The organism is Mycobacterium sp. NGS49 (assembly GCF_059812565.1).
In genome coordinates this window covers 174,179-200,137 of sequence record NZ_JCALCX010000005.1, presented here as the reverse complement: position 1 = coordinate 200,137, position 25,959 = coordinate 174,179, and the positions used below count along the sequence as shown (strand labels likewise).

General features: G+C 68.3%; 21 protein-coding genes. 16 read left to right on the top strand and 5 right to left on the bottom strand.

What is annotated here, in order from left to right; translation table 11 throughout:
- The first annotated feature begins 24 nt into the window (after positions 1–24).
- Positions 25–966 (top strand): sulfotransferase domain-containing protein, encoded by a 942-nt coding sequence (locus AC5Y7D_RS07135; protein ID WP_499922599.1) that lies wholly within the window; start codon positions 25–27, stop codon positions 964–966.
- Between the two features lie 306 nt (positions 967–1,272).
- Positions 1,273–3,549: a PE family protein gene (locus AC5Y7D_RS07130; protein WP_499922598.1), complete on the top strand. Its 2,277-nt coding sequence runs from the start codon at positions 1,273–1,275 to the stop codon at positions 3,547–3,549.
- Here the strand turns inward: AC5Y7D_RS07130 and AC5Y7D_RS07125 are convergent.
- A complete protein-coding gene (locus tag AC5Y7D_RS07125) occupies positions 3,538–4,200 on the bottom strand; it encodes a class I SAM-dependent methyltransferase (protein WP_499922597.1) in 663 nt (220 codons plus the stop codon). The two genes, AC5Y7D_RS07130 and AC5Y7D_RS07125, sit on opposite strands and share 12 nt — an antisense overlap.
- Positions 4,201–4,486: 286 nt before the next feature.
- Here AC5Y7D_RS07125 and AC5Y7D_RS07120 point away from each other — a divergent pair, with 286 nt between their 5' ends.
- From AC5Y7D_RS07120 to metK, 14 genes are all read left to right on the top strand, one after another.
- Entirely contained in the window at positions 4,487–5,902 is a 1,416-nt protein-coding gene (locus AC5Y7D_RS07120) for a PPE family protein, SVP subgroup (RefSeq protein ID WP_499922596.1), read from the top strand.
- A 50-nt stretch (positions 5,903–5,952) separates the two neighbouring features.
- Positions 5,953–7,323: a PPE family protein gene (locus AC5Y7D_RS07115; RefSeq protein WP_499922595.1), complete on the top strand. Its 1,371-nt coding sequence runs from the start codon at positions 5,953–5,955 to the stop codon at positions 7,321–7,323.
- 125 nt (positions 7,324–7,448) lie between these two features.
- Complete coding sequence (gene pyrR, locus AC5Y7D_RS07110; RefSeq protein ID WP_499922594.1) at positions 7,449–8,000, top strand: bifunctional pyr operon transcriptional regulator/uracil phosphoribosyltransferase PyrR; 552 nt, start codon at positions 7,449–7,451, stop codon at positions 7,998–8,000.
- Positions 7,997–8,944, top strand: a complete 948-nt coding sequence (locus AC5Y7D_RS07105; RefSeq protein WP_499922593.1) for an aspartate carbamoyltransferase catalytic subunit — start codon at positions 7,997–7,999, stop codon at positions 8,942–8,944. Before pyrR ends, AC5Y7D_RS07105 begins: the two co-directional genes overlap by 4 nt.
- On the top strand, positions 8,941–10,233 hold the full coding sequence (locus tag AC5Y7D_RS07100) for a dihydroorotase (RefSeq protein WP_499922592.1): 1,293 nt from the start codon (positions 8,941–8,943) through the stop codon (positions 10,231–10,233). The genes AC5Y7D_RS07105 and AC5Y7D_RS07100 overlap by 4 nt, the downstream gene beginning before the upstream one ends.
- Positions 10,230–10,730, top strand: coding sequence for a PH-like domain-containing protein (locus tag AC5Y7D_RS07095; protein WP_499922591.1), 501 nt, complete (start codon positions 10,230–10,232; stop codon positions 10,728–10,730). The genes AC5Y7D_RS07100 and AC5Y7D_RS07095 overlap by 4 nt, the downstream gene beginning before the upstream one ends.
- A 12-nt stretch (positions 10,731–10,742) precedes the next feature.
- Complete coding sequence (gene carA / locus AC5Y7D_RS07090; RefSeq protein ID WP_499922590.1) at positions 10,743–11,861, top strand: glutamine-hydrolyzing carbamoyl-phosphate synthase small subunit; 1,119 nt, start codon at positions 10,743–10,745, stop codon at positions 11,859–11,861.
- Positions 11,861–15,205 (top strand): carbamoyl-phosphate synthase large subunit, encoded by a 3,345-nt coding sequence (gene carB / locus AC5Y7D_RS07085; RefSeq protein WP_499922589.1) that lies wholly within the window; start codon positions 11,861–11,863, stop codon positions 15,203–15,205. The genes carA and carB overlap by 1 nt, the downstream gene beginning before the upstream one ends.
- Positions 15,202–16,020, top strand: a complete 819-nt coding sequence (gene pyrF / locus AC5Y7D_RS07080; protein ID WP_499922588.1) for an orotidine-5'-phosphate decarboxylase — start codon at positions 15,202–15,204, stop codon at positions 16,018–16,020. The genes carB and pyrF overlap by 4 nt, the downstream gene beginning before the upstream one ends.
- Positions 16,021–16,427: 407 nt before the next feature.
- Positions 16,428–16,742 carry an integration host factor, actinobacterial type gene (gene mihF / locus AC5Y7D_RS07075; protein WP_036355303.1) on the top strand — a complete coding sequence of 105 codons (315 nt, stop codon included), beginning with the start codon at positions 16,428–16,430 and terminating at the stop codon, positions 16,740–16,742.
- 25 nt (positions 16,743–16,767) lie between these two features.
- Positions 16,768–17,361: a guanylate kinase gene (gene gmk / locus AC5Y7D_RS07070; RefSeq protein WP_499922587.1), complete on the top strand. Its 594-nt coding sequence runs from the start codon at positions 16,768–16,770 to the stop codon at positions 17,359–17,361.
- Positions 17,362–17,449: 88 nt separating this feature from the next.
- Positions 17,450–17,773 (top strand): DNA-directed RNA polymerase subunit omega, encoded by a 324-nt coding sequence (gene rpoZ / locus AC5Y7D_RS07065; protein ID WP_499922586.1) that lies wholly within the window; start codon positions 17,450–17,452, stop codon positions 17,771–17,773.
- Between the two features lie 17 nt (positions 17,774–17,790).
- Complete coding sequence (gene coaBC / locus AC5Y7D_RS07060) at positions 17,791–19,071, top strand: bifunctional phosphopantothenoylcysteine decarboxylase/phosphopantothenate--cysteine ligase CoaBC (protein WP_499922585.1); 1,281 nt, start codon at positions 17,791–17,793, stop codon at positions 19,069–19,071.
- Between the two features lie 138 nt (positions 19,072–19,209).
- Positions 19,210–20,421: a methionine adenosyltransferase gene (gene metK, locus AC5Y7D_RS07055; protein WP_499922584.1), complete on the top strand. Its 1,212-nt coding sequence runs from the start codon at positions 19,210–19,212 to the stop codon at positions 20,419–20,421.
- 70 nt (positions 20,422–20,491) lie between these two features.
- On the opposite strand, the gene AC5Y7D_RS07050 is transcribed toward metK, so the two are convergent.
- The 4 genes from AC5Y7D_RS07050 to AC5Y7D_RS07035 all read right to left on the bottom strand — a co-directional run bounded on the left by AC5Y7D_RS07050 (position 20,492) and on the right by AC5Y7D_RS07035 (position 25,947).
- Positions 20,492–21,058, bottom strand: a complete 567-nt coding sequence (locus tag AC5Y7D_RS07050) for a pyridoxamine 5'-phosphate oxidase family protein (protein ID WP_499922583.1) — start codon at positions 21,056–21,058, stop codon at positions 20,492–20,494.
- Between the two features lie 357 nt (positions 21,059–21,415).
- A complete protein-coding gene (locus tag AC5Y7D_RS07045) occupies positions 21,416–22,900 on the bottom strand; it encodes a flavin-containing monooxygenase (protein WP_499922582.1) in 1,485 nt (494 codons plus the stop codon).
- Positions 22,901–23,172: 272 nt separating this feature from the next.
- Positions 23,173–24,876 carry a PE family protein gene (locus AC5Y7D_RS07040; RefSeq protein ID WP_499922581.1) on the bottom strand — a complete coding sequence of 568 codons (1,704 nt, stop codon included), beginning with the start codon at positions 24,874–24,876 and terminating at the stop codon, positions 23,173–23,175.
- 114 nt (positions 24,877–24,990) lie between these two features.
- Complete coding sequence (locus AC5Y7D_RS07035; RefSeq protein WP_499922580.1) at positions 24,991–25,947, bottom strand: alpha/beta hydrolase; 957 nt, start codon at positions 25,945–25,947, stop codon at positions 24,991–24,993.
- Positions 25,948–25,959: the final 12 nt, after the last annotated feature.

The following is a 25,959-nucleotide window of genomic DNA, read 5'->3' as shown; positions in this document are numbered from 1 at the left end:
AACCGTGTCCTGTATCGATCGCTGATGACCGACAACACGCGGTGGGACGCGTTGTCGTTGCGTGCCGGCGACATCATCATCACCACCCCCTCCAAGTGCGGCATGACCTGGACGCAGCGCCTGGTGTCCCTGCTCGTCTTCGACGGGCCGGAGCTACCGGGCCCGCTGTCGACGGTGTCGCCGTGGTTCGACCAGACCATCCGCCCGCTGCACGACGTGGTCGCCGTCCTGGAGGCCCAGACCCACCGTCGATTCATCAAGACCCACACCCCTCTGGACGGACTCGAACTCGACGACCGCGTCACCTACATCTGCGTCGGGCGCGATCCCAGGGATGCCGCGGTGTCGATGTATCACCAGACCGCCAACATGGACCGGGACCGGGTGCGGGCTCTACACGACGCTGCCGTACCCGCGCGGCACCGGCCTGGGCCGCCCGGACCGGAACCCGTCCACGAGCCGGCCCAGCGTGGCCCGGTCGAGGAGTTTCGGGACTGGATGGAAGGGCCCGCGCACCCGCCCCCCGGGGTGGGCTTCGCGCCGCCCAGGGGAATCGGCACGCTCGCCAACATCCTCGACCAGTTCGGCAAGACCTGGGAGCGACGGCACCTGCCCAATGTCGCGTTGTTCCACTACGCCGACTATCAGCGGGACCTGGTGGGCGAGTTGGAGAAACTGGCCGGGGTCCTCGGGATCGACGTCAGCCCCGCCCGCGCTCAGGAGTTGGCCGGGTACGCATCGCTGGGCGCGATGCGGTCACACGCCGCAGAGGTGGCACCCAACACCACCGACGGCATCTGGCGCAGCAACGAACGATTCTTCCGCAGGGGTGGCTGCGGGGAGTGGCAGCAGTACTTCGGGCACGCCGAGTACCGGCGCTACAACGACCGCATCAACCAGCTGGCGCCGCCTGATCTGCTCGCGTGGGCGCACGAAGGCCGGCGGGGGTGCGACCCTGACCGCTGACCAAGCTGGTTGAGCGGTTGAGTGAATGCGCGGCCGCGCCATTCTTGCGGCAACGCGGAAACTGGAATACTTCCAAATGGCATTTTGGCCATTTTGTAAAGCGAGTTGGCAGGGGCCTTTGTGATTATAACTTTTTTATAACACTTCAATTTCTGATATATAACGCATGGTCCAATTGGTGCGTATATTTATACGCTGCACTGATCGCATGCGTGTCAACGCCGTGGGGATTCGCCTTCACTGATTGTGGTGTGAAAGTGAATATCGCTAACTAAATGTCGCCGGTGAATGGATTGGAGGACAGCAATGTCGTACGTGGTGGCCGTAGGACAGGCGTTATCCGCGGCGGCGGTGGATTCGGCCGGGATCGGGTTGGCGGTAACCGCTGTCAATGCGGCCGTGGCGGAGGCGACCACCGGCGTGCTGGCTGCGGGCGCCGACGAGGTATCGGCGGCCATCGCGGCATTGTTCGAGGCGCACGGCCAGGCGTATCAGGCGTTCAGCGCGCAGGCCGGGGCGTTTCATGCGCGATTTGTTCAGCTCTTGGCGGCCGGTGCGGAGTCGTATGCGACCGCCGAGTCGGCTAATCTGTTCTCGCTGCAGGGTCTCGAGCAAAATCTGCTGAACGCGGTGAACGCGCCCACCCAGGCGTTGCTGGGCCGGCCGCTGATCGGCAACGGTGCCGACGGCGCGCCGGGGACCGGGGCCGACGGTGGGGCCGGTGGTCTGTTATACGGCAACGGTGGGGCCGGTGGGTCCGGCGGGGCAGGTCAGAAAGGCGGCAATGGTGGTGCCGCGGGCTTGATCGGCAATGGCGGGGCGGGCGGTAATGGCGGGAACGGCTGGCTCGGCGCGAACTCAGAGTTCGGTATGGCCGGTGGCGCCGGCGGCAATGGCGGTGCCGGCGGCTGGCTTCTCGGTCACGGCGGCACCGGCGGCTTCGGCGGTGCCGGCTTTAAGGGTGAAGTGGGTCCCAACCCTGCGGTAACTGGTGGGGCCGGGGGAAACGGTGGCAACGGTGGTGCGGCCGGATTGATCGGTAAGGGTGGGGCAGGAGGCATAGGCGGGGTCGGTGCCCTCGGCGGTACAAACGCGAGTTTTCAAGACCCGTTGAGGTTTGGCGGCACTGGTGGTACCGGTGGGGCCGGTGGTGCGGGCGGGCACGGCGGGCAGCTATGGGGTAACGGGGGGGTGGGCGGTGACGGCGGCGGAGGCGGTTTGGGCGGCGATGGCAATATGCCGGGCGCTGCTGGCGGAGCCGCCGGAATAGGCGGCGCCGGCGGAAATGCGGGCCTGTGGGGCAACGGCGGGGCCGGCGGACAGGGCGGGGTCGGCGGTCAAGGGGCGATAGTCGGGTCTTCGGGCGGTATCGGGGGCCTGGGCGGTGCGGGTGGTGCTGCCGGTTCTGGCGGTTCGTTGTTCGGCAGCGGTGGGGCAGGCGGCGCTGGGGGGGCCGGCGGGGCCGGCGGGGCGGTCGCCGCAAATGATTTCGCAATACCCAGTGGGGACGGCGGCGTTGGCGGTGTTGGTGGGGCCGGTGGAGTCGCCGGATTTATCGGCAACGGCGGGGTCGGTGGCGCCGGTGGGCAGGGCGGGGCCGGTGGCGCCGGTAGTGACCCGTTCGGAGCGGGCTCGCCTGGCGGGGCTGCCGGCGACGGCGGCGCTGGGGGGGCCGCCGGGGCCGGTGCTCGTGGCGGATTGCTGTCCGGACACGGCGGGGTCGGTGGAGTCGGTGGCGCCGGCGGGGTCGGCGGGTTGGGTGGCACCGGCACCGGAGGAAACGTCGGCGGAGCCGCCGGGGCCGGTGGTATCGGCGGGGTGGGCGGCACCGGTGGCGTAGGCGGCGACGGCGGAATGCTGTACGGCAACGGCGGGGCCGGCGGGGCCGGCGGGATCGGCGGGCAGGGCGGCAACGCCGGGTCCGGTGGGCTTGGCAACGGCCCCGGCACGGGCGGCGCGGGTGCCGCCGGAGGTTCCGCCGGCGCCGCGGGCGGTGGCGGAAACGGCGGTTCGGCTCGGCTGTTCGGCGATGGTGGGGCGGGCGGTTCCGGCGGGGCCGGCAGCAACGGTGGTGACGGGGGACCCGGAGGCGGTGGTGACAATGGCGCCGGTGGTAACGGCAGTAGGGGCGGGGCCGGCGGCAGCGGCGGTGCCGCCGGCACATTGATCGGTAATGGCGGCGCCGGTGGGTCCGGCGGGGGCGGCGGCAACGGCGGCCGGATCGGCATCGGCCCAGGCAACGCCCTCGGAATCGCCGGCGGCGACGGCGGTGCCGGCGGCAAAGGCGGCCAAGGTGCCGGCGCCGGAATGCTGTACGGCAACGGCGGCAATGGTGGCGCTGGCGGTGCCGGTGGTGGTGGCGGGAACAACGGCGTCGGCGCCCAGAGTGACGGCGGCGATGGTGGCGCCGGGGGCAACGGCGGCAGTGCTCAATACATCGGCAACGGTGGCGCTGGCGGTGCCGGCGGCTCTGGTGGTGCCGGCAACAGCGGTGGGCCGGACGGGGCTGACGCCGCCGGCGGAATCGGCGGCGCCAGCGGGGCGCTGTTCGGCAGCTCTGGGGCGGTTGGCTTACCCGGCTGAATCGCGTCGCCGCGCGCGCACATACCAGAACGTCATCTCGACTTCGGCGCCGTGCATCTCGCGGCTCAGCGTGACCTGATCGGCCGACTCGATGTCCCAACCCGCCCCGCCGAGCACGTCGTGCAGTGTCTGCTCGGATACCGAGGGGCGCGGCCACTCCTCGTCGGCAGGATCTGCGTCGGAGAAGCAGCTGATCAGCAGGGTGGCGCCCGACCGGGTGGCGCGGTGCACCGCGGCGGCGTAGCTGCGCTTGCCGTGGTCGTCGAGGCAGTGGAACATGCCACTGTCGATGACGGTGTCGAACGCACCGGTATAGCCGCCGAGTCGGGTCGAGTCGGCCACCGCGAACCTGACCTCGACGCCGGCGTCGTGAGCGCGCCGCTGCGCGGTCTGCAGGGCGGTCGGGGAGATGTCCAGGCCCGTCACCGGGTATCCGTGCTGTGCCAGATAAATCGCGTTGTCACCCAGCCCGCAGCCGACGTCGAGCACGTCACCGTGCACCCATCCGGCGGTGTGCCACGCAATGACATTCTCCTTGGGCGCCTTGGTATCCCACGGAGGGGTCGGCACCGGGGGGAGGCCTTCGCCCGGACTCTCGCCGCGGTAGAGGGCGTCGAAATCGATGTGTGGAGAGGAACCAGGAGAGCTCATTCCCGCCAGGGTAGGCCCGTTTGGGCGGGCGGCGCCCTTCTCCGCGTTGAGAGCGCGGCCGTTCCTTGTCATGGCGCACACCACGCATGTGTTACCAACCGAGAGACTGATGTTGCGAAGTTGGTGAAGTGACGAAAATGGTTGCGGCGCAACCGTCACCGAATGCACTGCGCCACCCGTCCAGCCAATGTAGCGGACTCGCGCGGGTTTCGCCGTCCGGTCGCGAACCATCAGCGGTGCCGATAAGCTCGCGTTAACCTTGGTGCACTATAGGGGGACACCATCCATGGATTTTGGGAGCTATCCGCCGGAGGTCAATTCGGCCCGTATGTTTGCCGGTGCTGGGTCGGGACCGTTGTTGGTCGCGGCCGAGGCGTGGGCTGCGCTCGCTGCCGGCCTGAATTCGGCGGCTGATTCGTACCAAGCGGTGGTATCGGGATTGATTGCCGGCCCCTGGTTGGGGCCGTCGTCGGCGTCGATGAGCGCTGCAGCGGCGTCGTATGCGGCGTGGTTGCGAGTCACCGCCGCACAGGCCGAAGAAACCTCTGCGCAGGCCAAGGCCGCGGCCGCTGCCTATCAAACCGCGTTTTCCGCGACGGTTCCGCCGCCGATCGTGGCGGCCAACCGCAGTCAACTGATGATCCTTATCGCGACCGATGTGTTCGGAATAAACACCCCGGCGATCGCGGCCACCGAAGCGCAGTACGCGGAGATGTGGGCCCAGGACGCGGCGGCGATGTACGGCTACGCCGCCTCATCAGCCGCGGCGACGGCGCTGACGCCGTTCAACCCACCCGCGCCGACCACTAATCCGGGCGGCTTGGCCGACCAAGCCGCCGCCGCCGGCCAGGCCACCAGCATCGGCACCGTGGCGAACACGGTCCAGCAAGCCTTCACCGCGGTGCCCAGCGCGCTGCAGAGCGCGGCGGCCCCGGCAGCGGCCATGGACGACCCATTGTTCCTGCTGGGCCTGCTGGCCGATCTGTCCGCCCTTATCTTCGGCGTATCAGCGGGCATCGCTACCCTCGCTATCGGCGTGCCTGCCGCTGCGCTCGGGGTGATAGCTTTTCCGGTGGCCGTCTACGGCACCCTGGTGGGTCTGCACACCGACGAGATCATTAGCGGCTGGGATGACGTGGAGGCCTTTCCGGGCCCTGAGCTGGCGCCAGCGAAGCCGTTCCCGGCGGCGCCGCTCAACCCGCCGGCGGGCACGGTGCCGCCGCCGAGGCTGTCGGCCGGTCTGGGTGAGGCGAACATCGTCGGGGTGTTATCCGTGCCGCCGGCGTGGACCGTTGCCACCCCGGCCGTGCGCCCCGTCGCCTACACGCTGCCGGCGTTGAGTGAAGCCGCAGGGAAGGTCACCGCCGCACCGGCGGCGGAAGCCGGCTCGGGCAGCACGCTGGCTCAGATGGCACTGGCGGGACTGGCCGGACGAGCCATGGCCGGAACCGTTGGCACCGGCAGGGGCCGGGGTGGCGGCAAGGCGGCTGATAAAGCACACGCGCCCGCTCGCGCCAGAACCGCAGCGACCGCCGGTGACAAAGCGGCAGCTGGCGAAAACGGCGAGGTGCCCAACGACAAGCCCCGGGCTGTGGTCACCGGAGTCGCGGCCGAGCTACGTGAATTCACCAAGCTCCGCGACGAGGGGATTTTGACCGACGAGGAATACACCGAGCAGAAGAACCGTCTGCTCGGTCGCTGAACCTCCCGTCGGGCACCTGTCGTGGTAATTGAGAAGAGGTATGCGCAGCAGTGGATTTCGGGATCTATCCGCCGGAGATCAACTCCGGTCGGATGTACGCCGGTCCGGGACCGGGGCCGATGCTGGCCGCTGCGCAGGCCTGGGACAGTTTGGCCGACGGGTTGTATATGGCGATGTCTGGATATCAGTCGGCGGTGTCCGAACTTACCGAGGGGGCTTGGTCGGGTCCGTCGTCCGCGGCGATGAACGTAGCGGCCGGGTCGTATGTGGAATGGCTGAGCGCCACCGCCGCGCAAGCCGAGGAAACCGCCGCCCAAGCATGGATGGCGGCCGCCGCTTACGAGGCGGCGTTCGCATCCACGGTGCCGCCACCGGAGGTAGCCGCCAACCGCAGCCTGCTGGCAGCGCTGGTGGCGACTAATTTTTTGGGACAGAACACGCCGGCGATCGCGGCCACCGAGGCGCTTTACTCCGAGATGTGGGTGCAGGACAGCCTGGCGATGTACAACTACGCAGCTGCCTCAGCAGCCGCGGTCGTGCTGACTCCGTTTACCTCTCCGCACCAGAACACCGACCCGGGCGGGACGGCCGGCCAAGCCGCCGCGATCAGCCAAATCGGCACCCTCGCCGGCAATGTGCAGGATGCCATATCGGTTGTGCCGCAGGCGTTGTCCGCGATGGCGGTACCTGCCTGGTTCGAACAGTTCGAACTCCTGGTGCTCTTCGTCGACCTCCTTTTCGTTGCACCAATCGACACAACGGCCCTCGTCGCGGTCATACCGGCAGATGTGGTTGGTTCATTCGGGGATTTTCCTTTCGCCGCGTACTCCACTATTTCGGGTGTCGATGAGGATGAGAATTTCAGCGATTGGGACGGAATAGAGGCCTATCCGGGTACCGGGCCGGCGCCCGTGCAGCCGTTTCTGAAGCGCCTTCCGGGACTATCCCCTGGCGGGATTCCTACGCCGACGATGTCAGCGGCCTTCGGCGAGGCGAACATGGTCGGGAAATTGACTGTGCCGCCGAGCTGGACCCAAATCGCTACTGCCGCAACCGAAATACGTTCGACCGCACTGGCCACTCCGTTGTCGAGCGCGAACGCGGCAGCGGGGCCGGCAGCAGAATTGGGCGCGGCGAACACGTTGAACCAGATGGGAACTGCCGCTATGGCCGGACAGGCGGGGGCCGGCCCACCGGCTGCCGGGAACGGTCAGACAAACGCCGGGCCGGCGCGGCTCACCGGTCGCACCGAGGATGCGCCGGCCGAGGACGTCGAGGTAGTGCCCGCGCCGCGGACCGTCATGACCGGCGTCGCCGCCGCGATCCGCGACCTCGCCGCACAGCGCGCCGCGGGACTGCTGAGCGAACAGGAATACACCGAGCAGAAGAAGATCCTGCTCGAAATTTCGTTCGGCCAGTAGGTCAGTCGGCGATCGACAGCGCTGAGCGCCTCGCATACCCATCCCCAAACCGTGTTAGGCTGCCCGGCAGTCGACATCCTTTAACGATCCGTCCGGAGAGGCGGAGAAGGAGGTCAAGATCTCGCATGGGTGCCAGTGATCCGCGGGAATTGATGTCAGCGGCCGATGTCGGTCGCACCATTTCCCGCATGGCGCACCAGATCATCGAAAAGACCGCGCTGGACAACCCGGACTCCCCGCGAGTCGTACTACTCGGGATTCCGACGCGCGGGGTGACCCTGGCCAGCCGCCTGGCCGCCAACATCGCGGAATACAGCGGAGTGCAAGTCGGCCACGGCTCCCTGGACATCACGCCTTACCGCGACGACCTGATGATCAAACCGCCGCGACCGCTGGAAACCACCTCGATCCCGGCCGGCGGCATCGACGATGCGCTGGTGATCCTCGTCGACGACGTGCTGTACTCCGGGCGCTCCACCCGTTCCGCTCTCGATGCGCTGCGTGACGTGGGCCGGCCGCGGGCCATACAGCTGGCGGTGCTGGTCGACCGCGGCCACCGCGAGCTGCCGATACGCGCCGACTACGTCGGAAAGAACGTGCCCACCTCTCGAAACGAAAGCGTGCACGTGCAACTCAAGGAAGACGACGGACGAGACGGCGTGGTGATCACCCGATGACCCCAAGGCACCTGTTGGCCGCCGGCGATCTGACCCGCGACGAGGCCACCGCGATCCTCGATGACGCCGACCGTTTCGCGCAGGCGCTGGTGGGGCGCGACGTCAAGAAATTGCCGACGCTGCGCGGCCGCACCGTGGTGACGATGTTCTACGAGAACTCCACCCGCACCCGGGTGTCGTTCGAGGTGGCGGGCAAGTGGATGAGCGCGGACGTGGTCAACGTCAGCGCCTCCGGGTCGTCGGTGGGCAAAGGCGAGTCGCTGCGCGACACCGCGCTGACGCTGCGGGCCGCCGGCGCCGATGCGCTGATCATCCGGCATCCCGCCTCCGGTGCCGCGCACCTGCTGGCCGAGTGGACCAGTGTTGCCGATGGGGCGCCCTCGGTGATCAACGCCGGCGACGGCACACACGAGCACCCCACCCAGGCGCTGCTGGACGCACTGACCATCCGGCAGCGGCTCGGCGCAATCGAGGGACGGCGCGTCGTGATCGTCGGAGACATCCTGCACAGCCGGGTCGCCCGTTCCAACGTCATGTTGCTGCACACGCTGGGCGCCGAGATTGTGCTGGTGGCCCCGCCCACCCTGCTGCCGCGCGGCGTGCAGGGCTGGCCGGTCACCGTCTCCAACGACTTCGACGCGGAACTGCCGGCCGCGGACGCAGTCCTGATGCTGCGGGTCCAGGCCGAACGCATGAACGGCGGGTTCTTCCCGTCGGTGCGCGAATACTCGACGCTGTACGGCCTGTCCGCCCGCCGCCAGGCGCTGCTGCCAGGCCATGCCGTGGTGTTGCACCCGGGGCCGATGTTGCGCGGCATGGAGATCTCGTCCTCGGTAGCCGATTCATCGCAATCGGCTGTCCTGCAACAGGTTTCCAACGGAGTGCACGTGCGGATGGCGGTGCTGTTCCATGTGCTGGTGGGGGCGGAGGAAGTCGCGGCATGAGCGTGCTGATTCGGGGCGTCCGGCTGTACGGCGAAGGGGACCGGGTCGACGTACTGGTCGATGACGGCCAGATCGCCCAGATCGGTGCCGGTCTGGACATTCCTGATACCGCCCACGTGATCGACGCCACCGGTCAGGTGTTGCTACCCGGGTTCGTCGACCTGCACACCCACCTGCGCGAGCCCGGGCGCGAATATGCCGAAGACATCGAAACCGGTTCGGCGGCAGCCGCTCTGGGCGGCTATACGGCGGTGTTCGCGATGGCCAACACCAACCCGGTCGCCGACAGCCCGGTGGTCACCGACCATGTATGGCATCGCGGGCGCCAGGTGGGTCTGGTCGACGTGCATCCGGTGGGGGCGGTGACCGTCGGGTTGGCCGGTGTCGAGTTGACCGAGATGGGCATGATGAGCGCCGGTGTCGCCCAGGTGCGGATGTTCTCCGACGACGGTATCTGTGTCCACGATCCCCTGGTGATGCGCCGGGCTCTGGAATACGCCACCGGCCTGGGGGTACTGATCGCGCAGCACGCCGAAGAGCCCCGGCTGACGGTGGGCGCCGTGGCACATGAAGGACCCACCGCCGCGCGCCTCGGGCTCGCCGGATGGCCCAGGGCCGCCGAGGAGTCCATCGTCGCCCGCGACGCCCTGCTGGCCCGCGACGCGGGCGCCCGGGTGCACATCTGCCACGCCTCCACCGCGGGCACCGTTGAGATCCTGAAATGGGCTAAACAGCAAGGCATTTCGATCACCGCCGAGGTCACACCGCATCACCTGCTGCTCGATGACGGGCGGCTGTTCGGGTATGACGGGCGTAACCGGGTCAACCCGCCGTTGCGCGAGCCCTCCGACACGCTGGCGCTGCGCCAGGCGCTGGCCGACGGGGTCATCGACTGTGTGGCCACCGATCACGCCCCGCACGCCGAGCACGAGAAGTGTTGCGAGTTCGCCGCCGCGCGCCCCGGGATGCTGGGGCTGCAGACGGCGCTCTCGGTGGTCGTGCAGACGATGGTGCAGCCGGGCCTGCTGAGCTGGCGTGATGTGGCCCGGGTGATGAGCGAGAACCCCGCCCGCATCGTCGGTTTGCCCGACCACGGCCGTCCCCTGGAAGTGGGCGAGCCGGCGAATCTGACCGTCGTCGACCCCGAAGCCCGCTGGACGGTCATCGGGTCCGAGCTGGCGAGCCGATCGGACAACACCCCTTTCGAGTCGATGACACTGCCGGCCACGGTGACGGCGACGCTGCTGCGCGGCAAGATCACCGCCCGGGACGGGAAGAGTCCGGTATGAATTCAGGCACGCTGGTGGGATCGCTGATCTTCGCGGCCGTGCTGGTGGTGGCGCTCGCGGTGGCGATCCACCTGATGATGCGGGGCTGGCGGCGACGGGCCGCGGCGCAGGTCGAGATGGTCGGGTCGCTGCCGGCCGTGCCCGACGAGGTGGGCGCCGCCTCCGTCACCACCCGCGGCCTCTACTGCGGCTGCACCCTGGCGCCGGAATGGAACGACCGGGTCGCCGTGGGTGATCTCGGTTATCGCAGCAGGGCGGTGCTGACCCGTTACACCGACGGAATATTGCTCGAACGCATTCGCGCTCAGCCGATCTGGATTCCCGAGACGTCCATCGTTGCCATTCGCACCGAACGTGGAATCGCCGGGAAGGTGGTGCCGCGCCACGGCATTCTGGTTATCCGGTGGCGGCTGCCGTCGGGCACCGAGATCGACACCGGGTTCCGGGCCAACAACCGGGACGAGTACGTCAATTGGACACAGGAGGAGGCCGCGTGAGGTGTGGCGCAGATGAGTAAGGCTCTGCTGGTACTCGAGGACGGCCGCGTCTTCACCGGCACCACCTTCGGCGCGATCGGTCAGACGCTGGGCGAAGCCGTTTTCAGCACCGGCATGTCGGGCTACCAGGAAACGCTGACCGACCCCAGCTACCACCGCCAGATCGTGGTGGCCACCGCCCCGCAGATCGGTAACACCGGCTGGAATGACGAGGACGCCGAGAGCCGGGGCGACAGGATCTGGGTGGCGGGTTACGCGGTGCGCGACCCGTCGCCGCGCGCCTCCAACTGGCGGGCCACCGGCACGCTGGAGGCCGAGCTGGTCCGCCAGCGCATCGTCGGAATCGCCGGAATCGACACGCGGGCGGTGGTGCGCCACCTGCGTAGTCGCGGCTCGATGAAGGCGGGTGTGTTCTCCGGTCCGGCGCTGGCCGAGCCCGAGCAGCTGGTCGAGCGGGTGCGCGGGCAGCGGCCGATGCTGGGTGCCGATCTGGCGGGTGAGGTCAGCACGCCGCAGAGCTACGTCGTCGAACCCGACGGCACAGCGCGCTACACCGTGGTCGCCCTGGACCTGGGCATCAAGACCAACACGCCGCGCAACTTCGCCCGTCGCGGGATACGCAGCCATGTGCTGCCCAGTTCGGCGACCTTCGACCAGATCGCCGCGATCAAACCCGACGGTGTGTTCCTGTCCAACGGCCCCGGCGACCCGGCCACCGCCGACCACACCGTGGCGCTCACCCGCGAGGTACTCGGTGCCGGAATGCCTTTGTTCGGAATCTGTTTCGGCAATCAGATCCTGGGCCGTGCGCTGGGCCTGTCCACCTACAAGATGGTGTTCGGCCACCGCGGCATCAACATCCCGGTCATCGACCATGCCACCAGGCGAGTCGCGGTGACCTCCCAGAACCACGGCTTCGCCTTGGAAGGGGAGGCCGGTCAATCCTTCGACACACCGTTCGGCCGGGCGCAGGTCAGCCACACCTGCGCCAACGACGGGGTGGTGGAAGGCGTCAGACTCGTTGACGGGCGCGCTTTTTCGGTGCAGTACCACCCCGAGGCCGCCGCCGGGCCCCACGATGCGGAATACCTGTTCGACCAGTTCGTCGACCTGATGGAAGGGAATCGCTAGTGCCGAGGCGCACTGATCTCAACCACGTGCTGGTGATCGGCTCGGGTCCGATCGTCATCGGACAGGCTGCCGAATTCGACTACTCCGGCACGCAGGCCTGTCGGGTGCTGCGCGCGGAGGGGCTGCAGGTCAGCCTCATCAACTCCAACCCGGCCACCATCATGACCGACCCGGAGTACGCCGACTTCACCTACGTGGAACCTATCACCGCGGCCTTCGTCGAGCGGGTGATCGCCCAGCAGGCCGAGCGCGGCAACAAGATCGATGCGGTGCTGGCCACCCTGGGCGGGCAGACCGCCCTCAATACCGCGGTCGCCCTGTACGAGAACGGGGCGCTGGAACGCTACGACATCGAACTCATCGGCGCCGACTTCGACGCCATCCAGCGTGGTGAGGACCGCCAGAAGTTCAAAGACATCGTCGCCAAGGTCGGTGGCGAATCCGCCCGCAGCCGTGTCTGTTTCACCATGGAAGAAGTCCGGGAAACGGTCGCCGAACTCGGCCTGCCGGTCGTCGTGCGGCCCAGCTTCACGATGGGCGGGCTGGGTTCGGGCATGGCGCGATCGGTCGACGAGGTCGACCGGATGGCCGGCGCCGGGCTGGCCGCCAGTCCCAGCGCCAACGTGCTGATCGAGGAATCGATCTACGGCTGGAAGGAATTCGAGCTCGAGCTGATGCGCGACGGCCACGACAACGTGGTGGTGGTGTGTTCGATCGAGAACCTGGACCCGATGGGCGTGCACACCGGCGACTCGGTCACCGTGGCGCCCGCGATGACGCTGACCGACCGCGAATACCAGCGGATGCGTGATCTTGGCATCGCCATCCTGCGCGAGGTCGGGGTCGACACCGGCGGCTGCAACATCCAGTTCGCGGTCAACCCCAAGGACGGTCGGCTCATCGTCATCGAGATGAACCCGCGGGTGTCGCGCTCGAGCGCCCTGGCCTCCAAGGCGACCGGTTTCCCGATCGCCAAGATCGCCGCCAAACTGGCGATCGGTTATACCCTCGACGAGATCGTCAACGACATCACCAAGGAAACGCCGGCCTGCTTCGAGCCGACGCTGGACTATGTCGTGGTCAAGGCGCCGCGCTTCGCCTTCGAGAAGTTCACCGGTGCCGACCCCACCCTGACCACCACCATGAAGTCTGTCGGCGAGGCAATGTCGTTGGGCCGCAACTTCGTCGAGGCGCTTGGCAAGGTGATGCGGTCGCTGGAAACCACCCGGGCCGGGTTCTGGACGAAGCCGGACACCGAAGGTTCCGTGGACGACGTGCTGACCAGACTGCACACCCCGACCGAGGGCAGGCTCTACGACATCGAACTGGCACTGCGGCTGGGCGCCTCGGTGGAACAGGTTTCGCAGGCCAGCGGCGTCGACCCGTGGTTCGTCGCCCAGATCGACGAACTGGTGGCATTGCGTGCCGAACTCGTCGACGCCCCGGTGCTGGACGCAGAGCTACTCCGGCATGCCAAGCACTGTGGTCTGTCCGATCGCCAGATCGCCGCCCTGCGGCCGGAACTGGCCGGGGAAGGCGGCGTGCGGTCGTTGCGCGAGCGGCTGGGCATTCATCCGGTGTACAAGACCGTGGACACCTGCGCCGCCGAGTTCGAGGCCAAGACGCCTTATCACTACAGCAGTTACGAACTCGATCCGGCCGCCGAGACCGAGGTGGCCCCGCAGACCGAGCGGCCCAAGGTGCTGATCCTGGGTTCTGGCCCCAACCGGATCGGGCAGGGCATCGAGTTCGACTACAGCTGCGTACATGCGGCAACGACGTTGAGCCAGGCCGGTTTCGAGACCGTCATGATCAACTGCAACCCGGAGACGGTGTCCACCGACTACGACACCGCCGACCGGCTGTACTTCGAACCGCTGACCTTCGAGGACGTCCTCGAGGTCTACCACGCCGAAGAACAGTCCGGCACCGGCGGTCCGGGTGTGGTCGGGGTGATCGTCCAGTTGGGCGGCCAGACTCCGTTGGGCCTGGCGCAACGGCTCGCCGACGCCGGGGTCCCCGTCGTCGGTACCCCGCCGGAAGCCATCGACCTGGCCGAGGACCGCGGCTCGTTCGGCGACGTGCTGCACACCGCGGGGCTGCCCGCGCCCAAGTACGGAACCGCAACCACATTCGAGCAAGCCCGGCGCATCGCCGCCGGGATCGGCTATCCGGTGCTGGTGCGCCCGTCCTATGTGCTGGGCGGTCGCGGCATGGAGATCGTCTACGACGAGGAGACCCTCGAGGGCTACATCACCCGGGCCACCGAACTTTCACCCGAACATCCGGTGCTTGTCGACCGCTTCCTCGAGGACGCGGTGGAGATCGACGTCGACGCGCTGTGCGACGGCACCGAGGTCTACATCGGCGGAATCATGGAGCACATCGAGGAGGCCGGGATCCACTCCGGCGACTCGGCGTGCGCACTGCCGCCGGTGACGTTGGGCCGCAGCGATATCGAGAAGGTGCGCACCGCGACCGAGGCCATCGCGCACGGTATCGGCGTGGTGGGCCTGCTCAACGTGCAATACGCCCTCAAGGACGACGTGCTGTACGTGCTGGAAGCCAACCCCAGGGCGAGCCGTACCGTTCCTTTCGTATCCAAGGCCACTGCCGTCCCGCTGGCGAAGGCCTGTGCCCGCGTCATGCTGGGTGCCACCATCGCCCAGTTGCGCGAGGAGGGGATGCTGGCCGCAGCGGGCGACGGCGGCAAGGCGGCGCCCGATGCTCCCATCGCGGTCAAGGAAGCGGTATTGCCCTTCAACCGGTTCCGGCGGGCCGACGGCGCGGCCATCGACTCGCTGCTCGGTCCGGAGATGAAGTCGACCGGCGAGGTGATGGGCATCGACCGCGACTTCGGCAGCGCCTTCGCCAAGAGCCAGACCGCCGCCTACGGCTCGCTGCCGGTGCGGGGCACCGTGTTCGTCTCGGTTGCCAACCGGGACAAGCGATCACTGGTGTTCCCGGTGAAACGGCTGGCCGACTTGGGATTTCGCGTTCTCGCCACCGAAGGTACAGCAGAAATGCTGCGCCGCAACGGAATTCCGTGCGACGAGGTGCGGAAGCATTTCGAGGATCCGCAGGAGGGCCGCCCGCCGATGTCGGCGGTGGACGCGATCCGGGCCGGCGAAGTCGACATGGTGATCAACACGCCCTACGGCAACTCCGGGCCACGGGTGGACGGCTATGAGATTCGGTCGGTCGCCGTGGCGGTCAACATTCCGTGCATCACCACGGTTCAGGGCGCCTCGGCCGCGGTGCAGGGCATCGAGGCCGGGATCCGCGGCGACATTGGGGTGCAGTCACTGCAGGAGCTGCATCAGGCCATCGGTACCAGGAAGTGACCGGTTTCGGGGCCCGGCTGGCGCAGGCACGGTCGGGTCGCGGGCCGCTGTGTCTGGGCATCGATCCGCACCCCGAGCTGTTGCGGGCCTGGGAGCTGCCGGCGACGGCCGACGGCCTGGCCGCGTTCTGCGATGTCTGCGTCGAGGCCTACGCCGGGTTCGCGATGGTCAAACCCCAGGTGGCGTTTTTCGAGGCGTACGGGTCGGCCGGTTTCGCGGTGCTCGAGCGCACCACCTCCGCGCTGCGGGCCAACGGCGTGTTGGTGCTCGCCGACGCCAAACGCGGCGACATCGGGTCGACGATGGCCGCCTATGCGACAGCGTGGGCCGGCGACTCGCCGCTGGCCGCCGACGCCGTGACGGCGTCGCCCTATCTGGGGTTCGGCTCGCTGCGGCCGCTGCTGGACGTCGCCGCGGCACATGACCGCGGGGTGTTCGTGCTGGCGGCTACCTCCAACCCGGAGGGGTCGACGGTGCAACGGGCCGATGCCGGCGGACGCACGGTCGCCCAGTTGATCGTCGACGACGTCGCGCTTGCAAACCAAGGTGTCAACGCGGGCTCGGTGGGTGTGGTCGTCGGTGCGACCGTCCCCGACCCGCCCGATCTGAGCCAGGTGGGTGGTCCGGTCCTGGTGCCCGGCGTCGGGGCCCAGGGCGGGCGTCCTGAGGCACTGGCCGGTCTCGGTGGGGCAGCGTCGCACCGGCTGTGGCCCGCGGTGTCGCGTGAGGTGCTGCGGGCCGGGCCGGGCCTAGCCGACCTGCGTGCCGCGGGCGAACGCATGCTCGACGCCGTCGCCTACCTCGCCGCCGACTGACCCGCGACACGCGCGAGCCGCCGGGGAAATGCGTGATCCGCGGCACTAGGACCGCGGTGGAGCGCTGCCGCCGCCGGCCCAGGCCGGGTCGGGTGATCGGCAGGGATGTCCAGCGGTCAACGAAAGTCCCAGTTCAACGGCGTTTTTGCAGGCCGGGCGACGGTGGGGCCGGGGCTTTCGCGCAGTGCCGTTCGGCCCCCGTCGACGTCCCCGGGCGGACCGTCGCTCAGCCGCCCCCGGCGCGTCGCCGAGGGACTCACGCTGGACAAATGACCCGTGAACCGGGGGGTCGGGTTAGATTTCGTTCCGAAGCGTGAGTACGGTCGTCTGCGCTGGCTGGAGTACCCGGCCGAGACAAAGTAGATCGACAGATATCCGACGAGATATCGCTGAGAGACGGAGGAATCGTGGCCCTTCCCCAGTTGACCGACGAGCAGCGCGCGGCCGCGTTGGAGAAGGCTGCTGCCGCACGTCGAGCACGAGCTGAGCTCAAGGATCGGCTCAAGCGTGGCGGCACCAACCTCACCCAGGTGCTCAAGGATGCCGAGAGCGATGAAGTTCTGGGCAAGATGAAGGTGTCTGCGCTGCTGGAGGCGTTGCCTAAGGTGGGCAAGGTCAAGGCGCAGGAAATCATGACCGAGCTCGAGATCGCGCCGACCCGTCGCCTGCGTGGCCTGGGTGACCGTCAGCGCAAGGCCCTGCTGGAAAAGTTCGGCTCCTAGTCGGGCGACCGACCCAGGAGCGCCGGTGAGCGCCGGCGGGGGACCGGACGCAGGACGGGTGGTTGTGCTGTCCGGTCCCTCCGCGGTCGGCAAGTCGACGGTGGTTCGATGCCTGCGCGAGCGGATACCGAACCTGCACTTCAGCGTCTCGGCCACGACGCGGTCACCAAGGCCGGGGGAGGTCGATGGCGTCGACTATCACTTCGTCAGTCCGGCCCGTTTCCAGCAGCTGATCGATCGGGGCGAACTGCTGGAATGGGCGGAAATCCACGGGGGATTGCACCGGTCGGGCACTCTGGCCCAGCCGGTGCGCGCAGCCACGGCAGCCGGCCTTCCGGTGCTCATCGAGGTCGATCTGGCCGGTGCCCGCGCAGTCAAGCAGGCCATGCCGGAGGCGCTGACCGTCTTTCTGGCCCCACCGAGCTGGGCGGATCTGCAGGCCCGGCTGGTCGGCCGGGGCACCGAGACTCCGGACGTCATCCGCCGCCGGCTGGAGACCGCGCGGGTCGAATTGGCCGCGCAGGGCGACTTCGACATGGTGGTGGTGAACAGTCGATTAGAGTCTGCGTGCGCCGAATTGGTATCCTTGCTGGTGGGAACCGTCCCCGACGCTGTATAGCGGCTCCCCGAATTTCAGAATCTGATTTTTCCACCGTTCAAGACAGTTCACCGCAGCAGGAACGTTCGAGCCGCCAGGAGATTATTTCGTGACCATTCCGCAGTCCGACACGTCGTTGACCGCCGTGGATCAGTTCGATCCGTCGGCCCGGGGGGCCGGCGCCTACGACACCCCGTTGGGCATCACGAACCCGCCCATCGACGAGTTGCTGGACCGCGTCTCGAGCAAATATGCGCTGGTGATCTACGCGGCCAAGCGGGCCCGGCAGATCAACGACTACTACAACCAGCTCGGCGAGGGCATCCTCGAGTACGTCGGCCCGCTGGTCGAGCCCGGCTTGCAGGAAAAGCCGCTCTCGATCGCGATGCGGGAGATCCACGCCGACCTGCTCGAGCACACCGAGGGCGAGTAACGGGCTCCGGCGCGGTCATGGACAGTGAGCGCAGCAAGCGGAGCCCCAGACGCGTCGTAGTCGGCGTCTCCGGCGGTATCGCGGCCTACAAGGCCTGCACTGTTGTCCGTCAGCTCGCCGAAGCCGGCCACCAGGTCCGGGTCATTCCCACCGACTCCGCGCTGCGCTTCGTCGGCGCCGCCACCTTCGAGGCGCTGTCCGGCCATCCGGTGCGCACCGGGGTCTTCGAGGATGTGCCGGAGGTGCCGCACGTCCGCCTCGGCCAGCAGGCCGACCTGGTGGTGGTCGCACCCGCGACCGCCGATCTGCTGGCCCGCGCGGTCGCCGGCCGGGCCGACGACCTGCTGACCGGAACCCTGCTCACCGCGCGGTGCCCGGTGCTGTTCGCACCGGCCATGCACACCGAGATGTGGTTGCATCCGGCCACCGTCGACAACGTCGCCATGCTGCGCCGGCGCGGTGCGGTGGTGCTCGAGCCCGCGTCCGGTCGGCTTACCGGTTCGGACAGCGGCGCCGGCCGCCTGCCCGAGGCCGAGGAGATCACCACCTTCGCCCAGCTGCTGCTGGAGCGCCACGATGCGCTGCCGTACGACCTGGCGGGCTGCAAGGTGCTGGTGACGGCCGGTGGCACCCGGGAGGCGATCGATCCGGTGCGCTTCATCGGTAACCGCAGCTCGGGCAAGCAGGGCTATGCCGTCGCGCGGGTGGCGGCCCAGCGCGGGGCCGAGGTGACGCTCATCGCCGGCCACACCGCGGGACTCATCGACCCCGCCGGGGTGAACGTGGTGCACGTCAGTTCCGCCGAACAGCTCGGCAGTGCCGTGTCCAAGCACGCCCCGGAAGCCAATGTGCTGGTCATGGCGGCCGCGGTGGCCGACTTCCGGCCCACCCAGATTGCCACTGCCAAAATCAAGAAGAATCCGGACAGTCAGGCGGGCCCCCCGCCCATCGAACTGGTCCGCAACGACGACGTGCTGGCCGGTGCGGTGCAGGCCCGCTCGCACGGCCAGCTGCCCAATATGCGGGCGATCGTCGGGTTTGCGGCCGAGACCGGTGACGCCAACGGTGACGTGCTTTTCCACGCCCGCGCCAAGTTGCGGCGCAAGGGGTGCGATCTGCTGGTCGTCAACGCCGTCGGCGACGGCAGGGCGTTCGAGGTGGACAGCAACGACGGCTGGCTGCTGGCGGCGGACGGAACCGAGTCGGCGCTGCAGCACGGGTCCAAGACGTTGATGGCGAGCCGTATCGTGGACGCCATCGCCACGTTTCTGCACGGGGACGTCGGCCAGGACAGATAACGTGTGCCGGGCAGCGTAGCCCTTCGGGACTCCCCGAGAATTTGCAGACTGGCAAGGAAATCCGGTTTGCTAAGGGGCAACGAATAATAATTCGCCTAGCTAACAACTGGGTGGAGATCAGTGGAAGGACGGACCAGGGTGAGCGAGAAGGGTCGGCTATTTACCAGTGAGTCGGTGACCGAGGGGCATCCAGACAAGATCTGTGACGCGATCAGTGACTCGGTCCTCGACGCGCTGCTGGCGGGCGACCCGCGCTCACGTGTCGCGGTCGAGACGCTGGTGACCACCGGCCAGGTGCACGTGGTGGGGGAGGTGACCACCTCGGCGAAGGAGGCGTTCGCCGACATCGCGAACACGGTGCGCGCCCGCATTCTGGACATCGGCTACGACTCGTCGGACAAAGGGTTTGACGGCGCGTCTTGCGGCGTCAACATCGGCATCGGTGCGCAGTCACCGGACATCGCCCAGGGCGTCGACACCGCCCACGAGGCCCGTGTCGAGGGCGCGGCCGACCCGTTGGACTCCCAGGGAGCCGGCGACCAGGGCCTGATGTTCGGGTACGCGATCAGCGACACTCCGGAACTTATGCCGCTGCCCATCGCGCTGGCCCATCGGCTGTCGCGGAAGCTGACCGAGGTCCGCAAGAACGGCACGCTGGACTACCTGCGTCCGGACGGCAAGACACAGGTCACCATCGCCTACGAGGACAACGTCCCGGTGCGGCTGGACACCGTGGTGGTTTCCACCCAGCACGCCGACGGCATCGACCTGGAAAAGACGTTGGACCCCGACATCCGCCGCCACGTGCTCAACAGCGTTCTGGAGGAGCTGGCGCACGAAACCCTGGACTCGTCGTCGACCCGCGTACTGGTCAACCCGACCGGCAAGTTCGTGCTGGGCGGGCCGATGGGTGACGCGGGCCTGACCGGGCGCAAGATCATCGTCGACACCTATGGCGGCTGGGCACGTCACGGAGGCGGCGCGTTCTCCGGCAAGGACCCGTCCAAGGTGGACCGCTCGGCGGCATACGCCATGCGCTGGGTGGCCAAGAACGTGGTAGCCGCCGGACTGGCCGAGCGGGTGGAGGTGCAGGTCGCCTACGCCATCGGCAAGGCCGCCCCGGTCGGGCTGTTCATCGAGACGTTCGGCACCGAAGCCGTCGACCCGGTCAAGATCGAAAAGATCATCCCGGAGGTGTTCGACCTGCGGCCCGGTGCGATCATCCGCGACCTCGACCTGCTGCGCCCCATTTACGCGCAGACCGCCGCGTACGGCCACTTCGGGCGCACCGACGTCGAGTTGCCCTGGGAGCAGCTGAACAAGGTCGACGACCTCAAGCGCGCGATCTAGTTTCTCCGCGAGCAGACGCAAAAGCCCCCGAAAACCGCGGTTTTCGGGGGCTTTCGCGTCTGCTGGCCCCTTAACGCGGTGGCAACGGGTGATCCGGATCCAGGCCGGTCAGGCCGTCGATGCTGTGCTGATTGCGCCCGACGATGCGCGCGTAGGCTTCGTCGGGTTGCTTGCCGTGGTAGTTGTCGAGCACCGGCCGGTCCTCGATGAGCTCGTAGTAGGGCACCGCGAACCCGCATGCGTCGGCAATCCGTTCCACGTCGACGACGATGGCCGCCCGCACCCCCGGCCGCAGGTCACCGAAATGGGATCGCACGCGGGTGAATTCGTCATCGTCGGGGCGCAACACCCGCCCGGTGCCGAACAGTCGCAGGATGCGTGAGTTACGGGTGAACGAGCAGAACATCAGCGTGATGCGGCCGTTGTCGCGCAGGTGCGCAATGGTTTCCACGCCGCTGCCGAACAGATCGAGGTAGGCCACGGTGTGGTCGTCGAGCACCGCGAAGGTGTCGGCGTATCCCTTGGGCGACAGGTTGATTCGACCGCCTTCCGACGGGGCGGTGGCAACGAAGAACATCGCCTGCTCGCCGATGAACGCCCGCAGCGACTCGTCGATATGGGAGAACACTTTCGCCATGCGCTGAGCCTAATGGGTCTCGATCAGCGCGCCGTTGACGGGGATTTTCCTTTCGCCGGGGCAGGCTGATCAACCGAGCCGCCGGCCAGTGAGCACTTTGTGAGCCCGGAGTGGGATTTGGACTCCTACCGCTAGATCGTGCCCTGGCCGGTGGGTGAGGTGACCTGTAGCGCTGATGGGATGTCGTGCCGGTTGGAGCACCGATCCATTAGGTTGCCGCCGGGTGCCTAGCGGGGGGGTTCACCGCCGCCCGACCGGTGCGCCGAAATTGAAGCCACGCACATCCCCGCCGGCGTGTCGGGTGGCTGGTGTCAAAGTCGCGCCGGGCCACGCGCCGGCCACGCGCCCGCCGGGCGTCTAACCGGCGAACCGGTAGTCGTCCAGGTCGAAATGTCTGCTGCGCCAGTAGGCTTCGACCGTGGTGGTGGGCCGCAGCGGCACGTCGCCGTTCTTGTCGAAGTAGTAGCTGTTGGCCAGCCGGCAGCTGTCCTGCCAGAACACCTGGCGGTAGCGCCGGCGCATCATCTCGGCGAAGTAGCGGTCGTTGGCTTCCTCGGTGACCTCGATACGCGTTGCGCCCCGGTCGCGGGCCCTTTTCAGGCAACGCAGGATGTGGTGGGTCTGGGTCTCGATGAGCGCGAAATATGACGACCCGACGTACCCGTACGGCCCGAACACGGCGAAGAAGTTGGGGTAGCCCGGGATGCTGACACCTTCGTAGGCCTGGGTGCGGTGCTCGTCCCAGAAGCGGCTCAACGACTGGCCACCGGTGCCGGTCACCGCGTAGGTCAGTACGTCGTCGGCGTCGAGCACCTTGAAACCGGTGGCCAGGATCAGCACGTCGACGTCGTGGCAGATGCCGTCCGCGGTCGCCACCGCCGACGGGGTGATCTTGTCGATGGGGCTGGTGACCAGCTGCACGTTGTCGCGGTTGAACGTGGACAGGTAGGTGTTGTGGAAGCCCGGCCGTTTGCAGCCCACCGCATACTTCGGCGTGAGCCGCTCGCGCACGTCCGGGTCGGTGACTTCTTGACGCAGATAGCGCCGTCCCGCCGCGGCCATCCACCTGGCCAGTGGGAACACCTTGAAGTAGTGCGCCGAGATCGGGAAGGTCGCCTCGACGAAGGCTTGGCTGAGTGCCCGCTGCACCGCTTTGCCGCCGGGTATCCGCATGGCCCACCGGGCGGCGGCCGGCAGCGCGACGTCGAACTTGGGGAAGCACCAGATCGGTGTGCGCTGAAAGACGATGAGCCGGGCGACCTTTGGTGCGATCTCCGGAATGATTTGCACGGCCGAGGCGCCGGTGCCGATGATCGCGACGCGCTTGCCGGTGAGGTCCTGGGTGTGGTCCCAGCGCGCGGTGTGCATGGTGATGCCGTCAAACGAGTCGACCCCGTCGATGTCGGGCGGCTTCGGCACCGTCAGGACGCCACTCGCGCTGATGATGAAGCGGGCGGTGACCTCGCCGCCCGGGTCGGTCTGTACCCGCCACAGGCCGTGCTGCTCATCGAACTCGGCGGCGATCACCTTGGTGTTGAACCGGATTCGGGACCGCAACCGGTACTTGTCCACACAGTGTTCGGCGTAAGCCCTGAGTTCCCGCCCGGGGGCGTAGGTACGCGACCAGTCCGGGCTCTGCTCGAAGGAGAACTGGTAGGAGAACGACGGAATGTCCACGGCGATACCGGGGTAGGTGTTCCAGTACCAGGTGCCGCCGACGCCGTCGCCGGCTTCGACAATGAGGTAATCGGTGAATCCCGCCTCGTCGAGCTTGATGGCGGCGCCGATGCCGGAGAATCCGGCGCCGACGATCAGGATCTGGTGATCGGGTGTGATGGTCATGGACGGCTCTCTGCGAGGAGGTGGACCCCGCACTTGGGGCGCAACCTCAATGTTGCTTCGAGTTCGACGGGATGGCCAGGTTCCTGGGCGAAGCGGAAGCGTTGGCTCATGATGGCAGCGATCACGAGTACGGCCCGATTCGCGCGGCCGCCGGGATCCAACCGCGCGCCGGTGGGTCTTGACGATCCGGAGTCTCTACCTTCGCACGGGGTCAAACGCTGGTATGGCGTTACCCCGAGGGGGTATCCACGTTGACGCTGGCCATGTCCGTTTCAGCCGGGGGTACCCGGGAGCCCGGTGGCGCCGGAGCCGCCCAGCAGTTGCCCGCGCGCTCCGGCGTTGCCGCCGGCCCCACCGCCGCCGCCGTTGCCTCCAGCCCCCGGGGCCCCACCCGGACCGCCGTTGCCGCCGTCGCCACCGTTGCCCAGCAGCCCGGCGGCCCCGCCAACGCCACCCGTCCCGCCAGTACCACCGTCGGCATTGATGAACATGCCGCCACTTCCTCCGGCACCCCCAGCACCGCCTGACCCACCCGCGCCGATCAAGCCGGCCGTTCCGCCGGCACCACCCGTCCCGCCCTTGATGCCGGCGAGGACCCACGGGTCGAAGCCGCTGGTCCCACCGGCGCCACCGGCCCCGCCGTTGCCGAAGAGCTTGGCGGACCCACCGGCGCCGCCGATGCCGCCGGCCTCGCGTCCGCCGGCTGCGCTCCCGGCGTTTCCGCCGGCCCCGCCGTTTCCGAACTGGCCCGCGACGCCGCCCGCACCGCCGTGACCACCCCCGCCGTTGCCGTTGCCGCCCGCGCCGCCGGTCCCGCCGTTACCAAATAGCCGGGCTCCGCCGCCGGCACCGCCGTCGCCGCCCCTATAGCTGCTGGTGTCGACGATCGATCCACCGGACCCGCCGCCGCCTCCGCCGCCATACAGCAGGCCGCCGACGCCGCCGTTACCGCCGCTGCCGCCGTTGCTGGACCAGCCGGTTCCGCCGGCACCACCCATGCCGCCGTCGCCGAACAGGCCAACCGAACCGCCGGCACCACCCGCACCGCCGCCACCGCCGCCACCGACGGCGTTCCCGCCGGTCCCCCCGGTGCCGCCGTGGCCGACGAGTTGTACCGAACCGCCCTCGCCGCCCGCGCCGCTGAGACCACCGCCACCGAGACCGACGCCACCTAGCCCACCTGACCCACCGGTCCCACCATTGCCGAAGAAAGCGGATCCACCTGCCCCGCCGATGCCACCGGGGCCACCCAATGTGACGTCGCTCGGATTGGTTCCACCCTGGCCGCCTTGTCCACCGACCCCACCATTGCCGAACAGTCCGCCGGCACCGCCGGCTCCACCCATGCCGCCGGGACCGCCGGGCCCGGTCGTGACGGTCGCGCCCACCCCGCCGGCACCACCGGCCCCGCCGCTGCCGTACAGCCAACCGCCATTGCCGCCCGCGCCACCTGCCGCCCCGACACCGCCGACTCCGCCGGCCCCGCCGTTGCCGATCAGCCCCGCTGCCCCGCCCGCGCCTCCGGCCACCCCGGCGTTCACTCCGGCCGCGCCGTTGCCGCCATTGCCATACAGCAGTCCGCCGGCCCCGCCGGCCGCCCCGGGCGTGGCGCCGTCTGCGCCGTTGCCGATCAGCGGGCGCCCGAGCACGAGCTGAGTGGGAGTGTTAACGGCATTGAGCAGGGTCTGCTCGACATTGGCTGCTTCAGCGGCCGCATACGCGCCGGCACCGCCGCTCATCAACTCGATGAACTGCGCGTGGAAGGCCGATGCCCGCGCGCTCAACGCTTGGTAGGCCTGCGCGTGGCCGCCGAACATCGCGGCGATGAGCACAGACACTTCGTCAGCGCCGGCCGCCAGCACTGAACTGGTGGGCAACACTGCGGCGGCGTTGGCCGCGCTGAGCGTCGACCCGATGCCGGCCAGGTCCGAAGCCGCGGCCGTTACCCACTCCGGCGCCGCGATCACATACGACATTTGCGTACCTCCCGACAGGTAGCGTCAAGCCCGATCGGACAATCGTATTGCCAGCGCCGCGTTAGGGTGGGCTCTTCCGCGCAATCCGCGGAAGAGACTGTCAGAGAGCAACTCTCACGGGTACAACGACTTCCTCAACGCTGTCAGACCGCGGTTGGTCGCCTCGGCGGCGGCCGGCACCACCAGGCCGAAACTGACGTAGCCGTGCACCATGTTCGGCTCGTTGACCAACTCCACCGAAACGCCGGCCTCGCGGAGTAACTCCGCATACCGCGCTCCGTCGTCGCGCAGCGGATCGTGATGGGCCGTGCCGATGAACGCCGGCGGCAGGTCGGTCAGGACGCCGTTGCCCGGGGCTAGGCTGATCGGCAGGGTGGTGTAGTCACTGACGTCGATGTGCGGGACATACCAGCTCAGGAACGCGTCGATCACGTCGTCGTCGAGGATGTGCGCGTTGGCGTTCTCGATGAACGACGGCAGCGTCCGGTCGCCGATGCACGACGGGTACCACAGCAACTGGAAGGCCAGGTTCGGTGCGCCCTGGTCACGGGCCAGATGGGCCATGATGGCCGAGATGTTGCCGCCCGCGGAATCGCCGGCGACGGCGATCCGGTTCGGGTCACCCCCGAGCTCAGCGGCGTTCTCGCCCACCCACTGCAAGGCCGCCCAGCTGTCCTCGACCGCGGCCGGGTGTGGATGTTCGGGCGCCAGCCGGTAGTCCACCGACACCACGATGGCGTCGGCTCCGACCGCGTGGGCGCGTGCGACATGGTCATGGGTGTCCAGATTCCCGAGCGCCCACCCACCACCGTGGTAGAAGACGACCACCGGCAGGTTGTCCTGCGCGGCGGTGGGGGGCCAGTAGATCCGCACCGGGATGTCGCTCAGTTCGCCGTAGCCGACTCTGCGGTCCTCGATGCGCAGATCCGGCAGCAACTCCGGGGGCACCTTCAGCGCGGCGAGTTGCGCACGGGCAACCTCCACGCCGTCCTCCGCTTTGAAGGTCAGCGGTATGGCGTCGAGCAACATCTTCAGCAGCGGATCGATTTCCGGTCGGGCATCGCTCGTCATGGAACCAGGGTA

Bases quoted from the DNA above. Each gene is read 5' to 3' on its own strand.
- AC5Y7D_RS07135 (WP_499922599.1), top strand. From the start codon at position 25: ATGACCGACAACACGCGGTGGGACGCGTTGTCGTTGCGTGCCGGCGAC.
- AC5Y7D_RS07130 (WP_499922598.1), top strand. From the start codon at position 1,273: ATGTCGTACGTGGTGGCCGTAGGACAGGCGTTATCCGCGGCGGCGGTG.
- pyrR (WP_499922594.1), top strand. From the start codon at position 7,449: ATGGGTGCCAGTGATCCGCGGGAATTGATGTCAGCGGCCGATGTCGGT.
- AC5Y7D_RS07100 (WP_499922592.1), top strand. From the start codon at position 8,941: ATGAGCGTGCTGATTCGGGGCGTCCGGCTGTACGGCGAAGGGGACCGG.
- AC5Y7D_RS07125 (WP_499922597.1), bottom strand. From the start codon at position 4,200: ATGAGCTCTCCTGGTTCCTCTCCACACATCGATTTCGACGCCCTCTAC.
- AC5Y7D_RS07040 (WP_499922581.1), bottom strand. From the start codon at position 24,876: ATGTCGTATGTGATCGCGGCGCCGGAGTGGGTAACGGCCGCGGCTTCG.
- AC5Y7D_RS07045 (WP_499922582.1), bottom strand. From the start codon at position 22,900: ATGACCATCACACCCGATCACCAGATCCTGATCGTCGGCGCCGGATTC.
- coaBC (WP_499922585.1), top strand. From the start codon at position 17,791: ATGGACAGTGAGCGCAGCAAGCGGAGCCCCAGACGCGTCGTAGTCGGC.
- AC5Y7D_RS07120 (WP_499922596.1), top strand. From the start codon at position 4,487: ATGGATTTTGGGAGCTATCCGCCGGAGGTCAATTCGGCCCGTATGTTT.
- AC5Y7D_RS07035 (WP_499922580.1), bottom strand. From the start codon at position 25,947: ATGACGAGCGATGCCCGACCGGAAATCGATCCGCTGCTGAAGATGTTG.
- carA (WP_499922590.1), top strand. From the start codon at position 10,743: ATGAGTAAGGCTCTGCTGGTACTCGAGGACGGCCGCGTCTTCACCGGC.
- AC5Y7D_RS07095 (WP_499922591.1), top strand. From the start codon at position 10,230: ATGAATTCAGGCACGCTGGTGGGATCGCTGATCTTCGCGGCCGTGCTG.
- AC5Y7D_RS07050 (WP_499922583.1), bottom strand. From the start codon at position 21,058: ATGGCGAAAGTGTTCTCCCATATCGACGAGTCGCTGCGGGCGTTCATC.
- AC5Y7D_RS07105 (WP_499922593.1), top strand. From the start codon at position 7,997: ATGACCCCAAGGCACCTGTTGGCCGCCGGCGATCTGACCCGCGACGAG.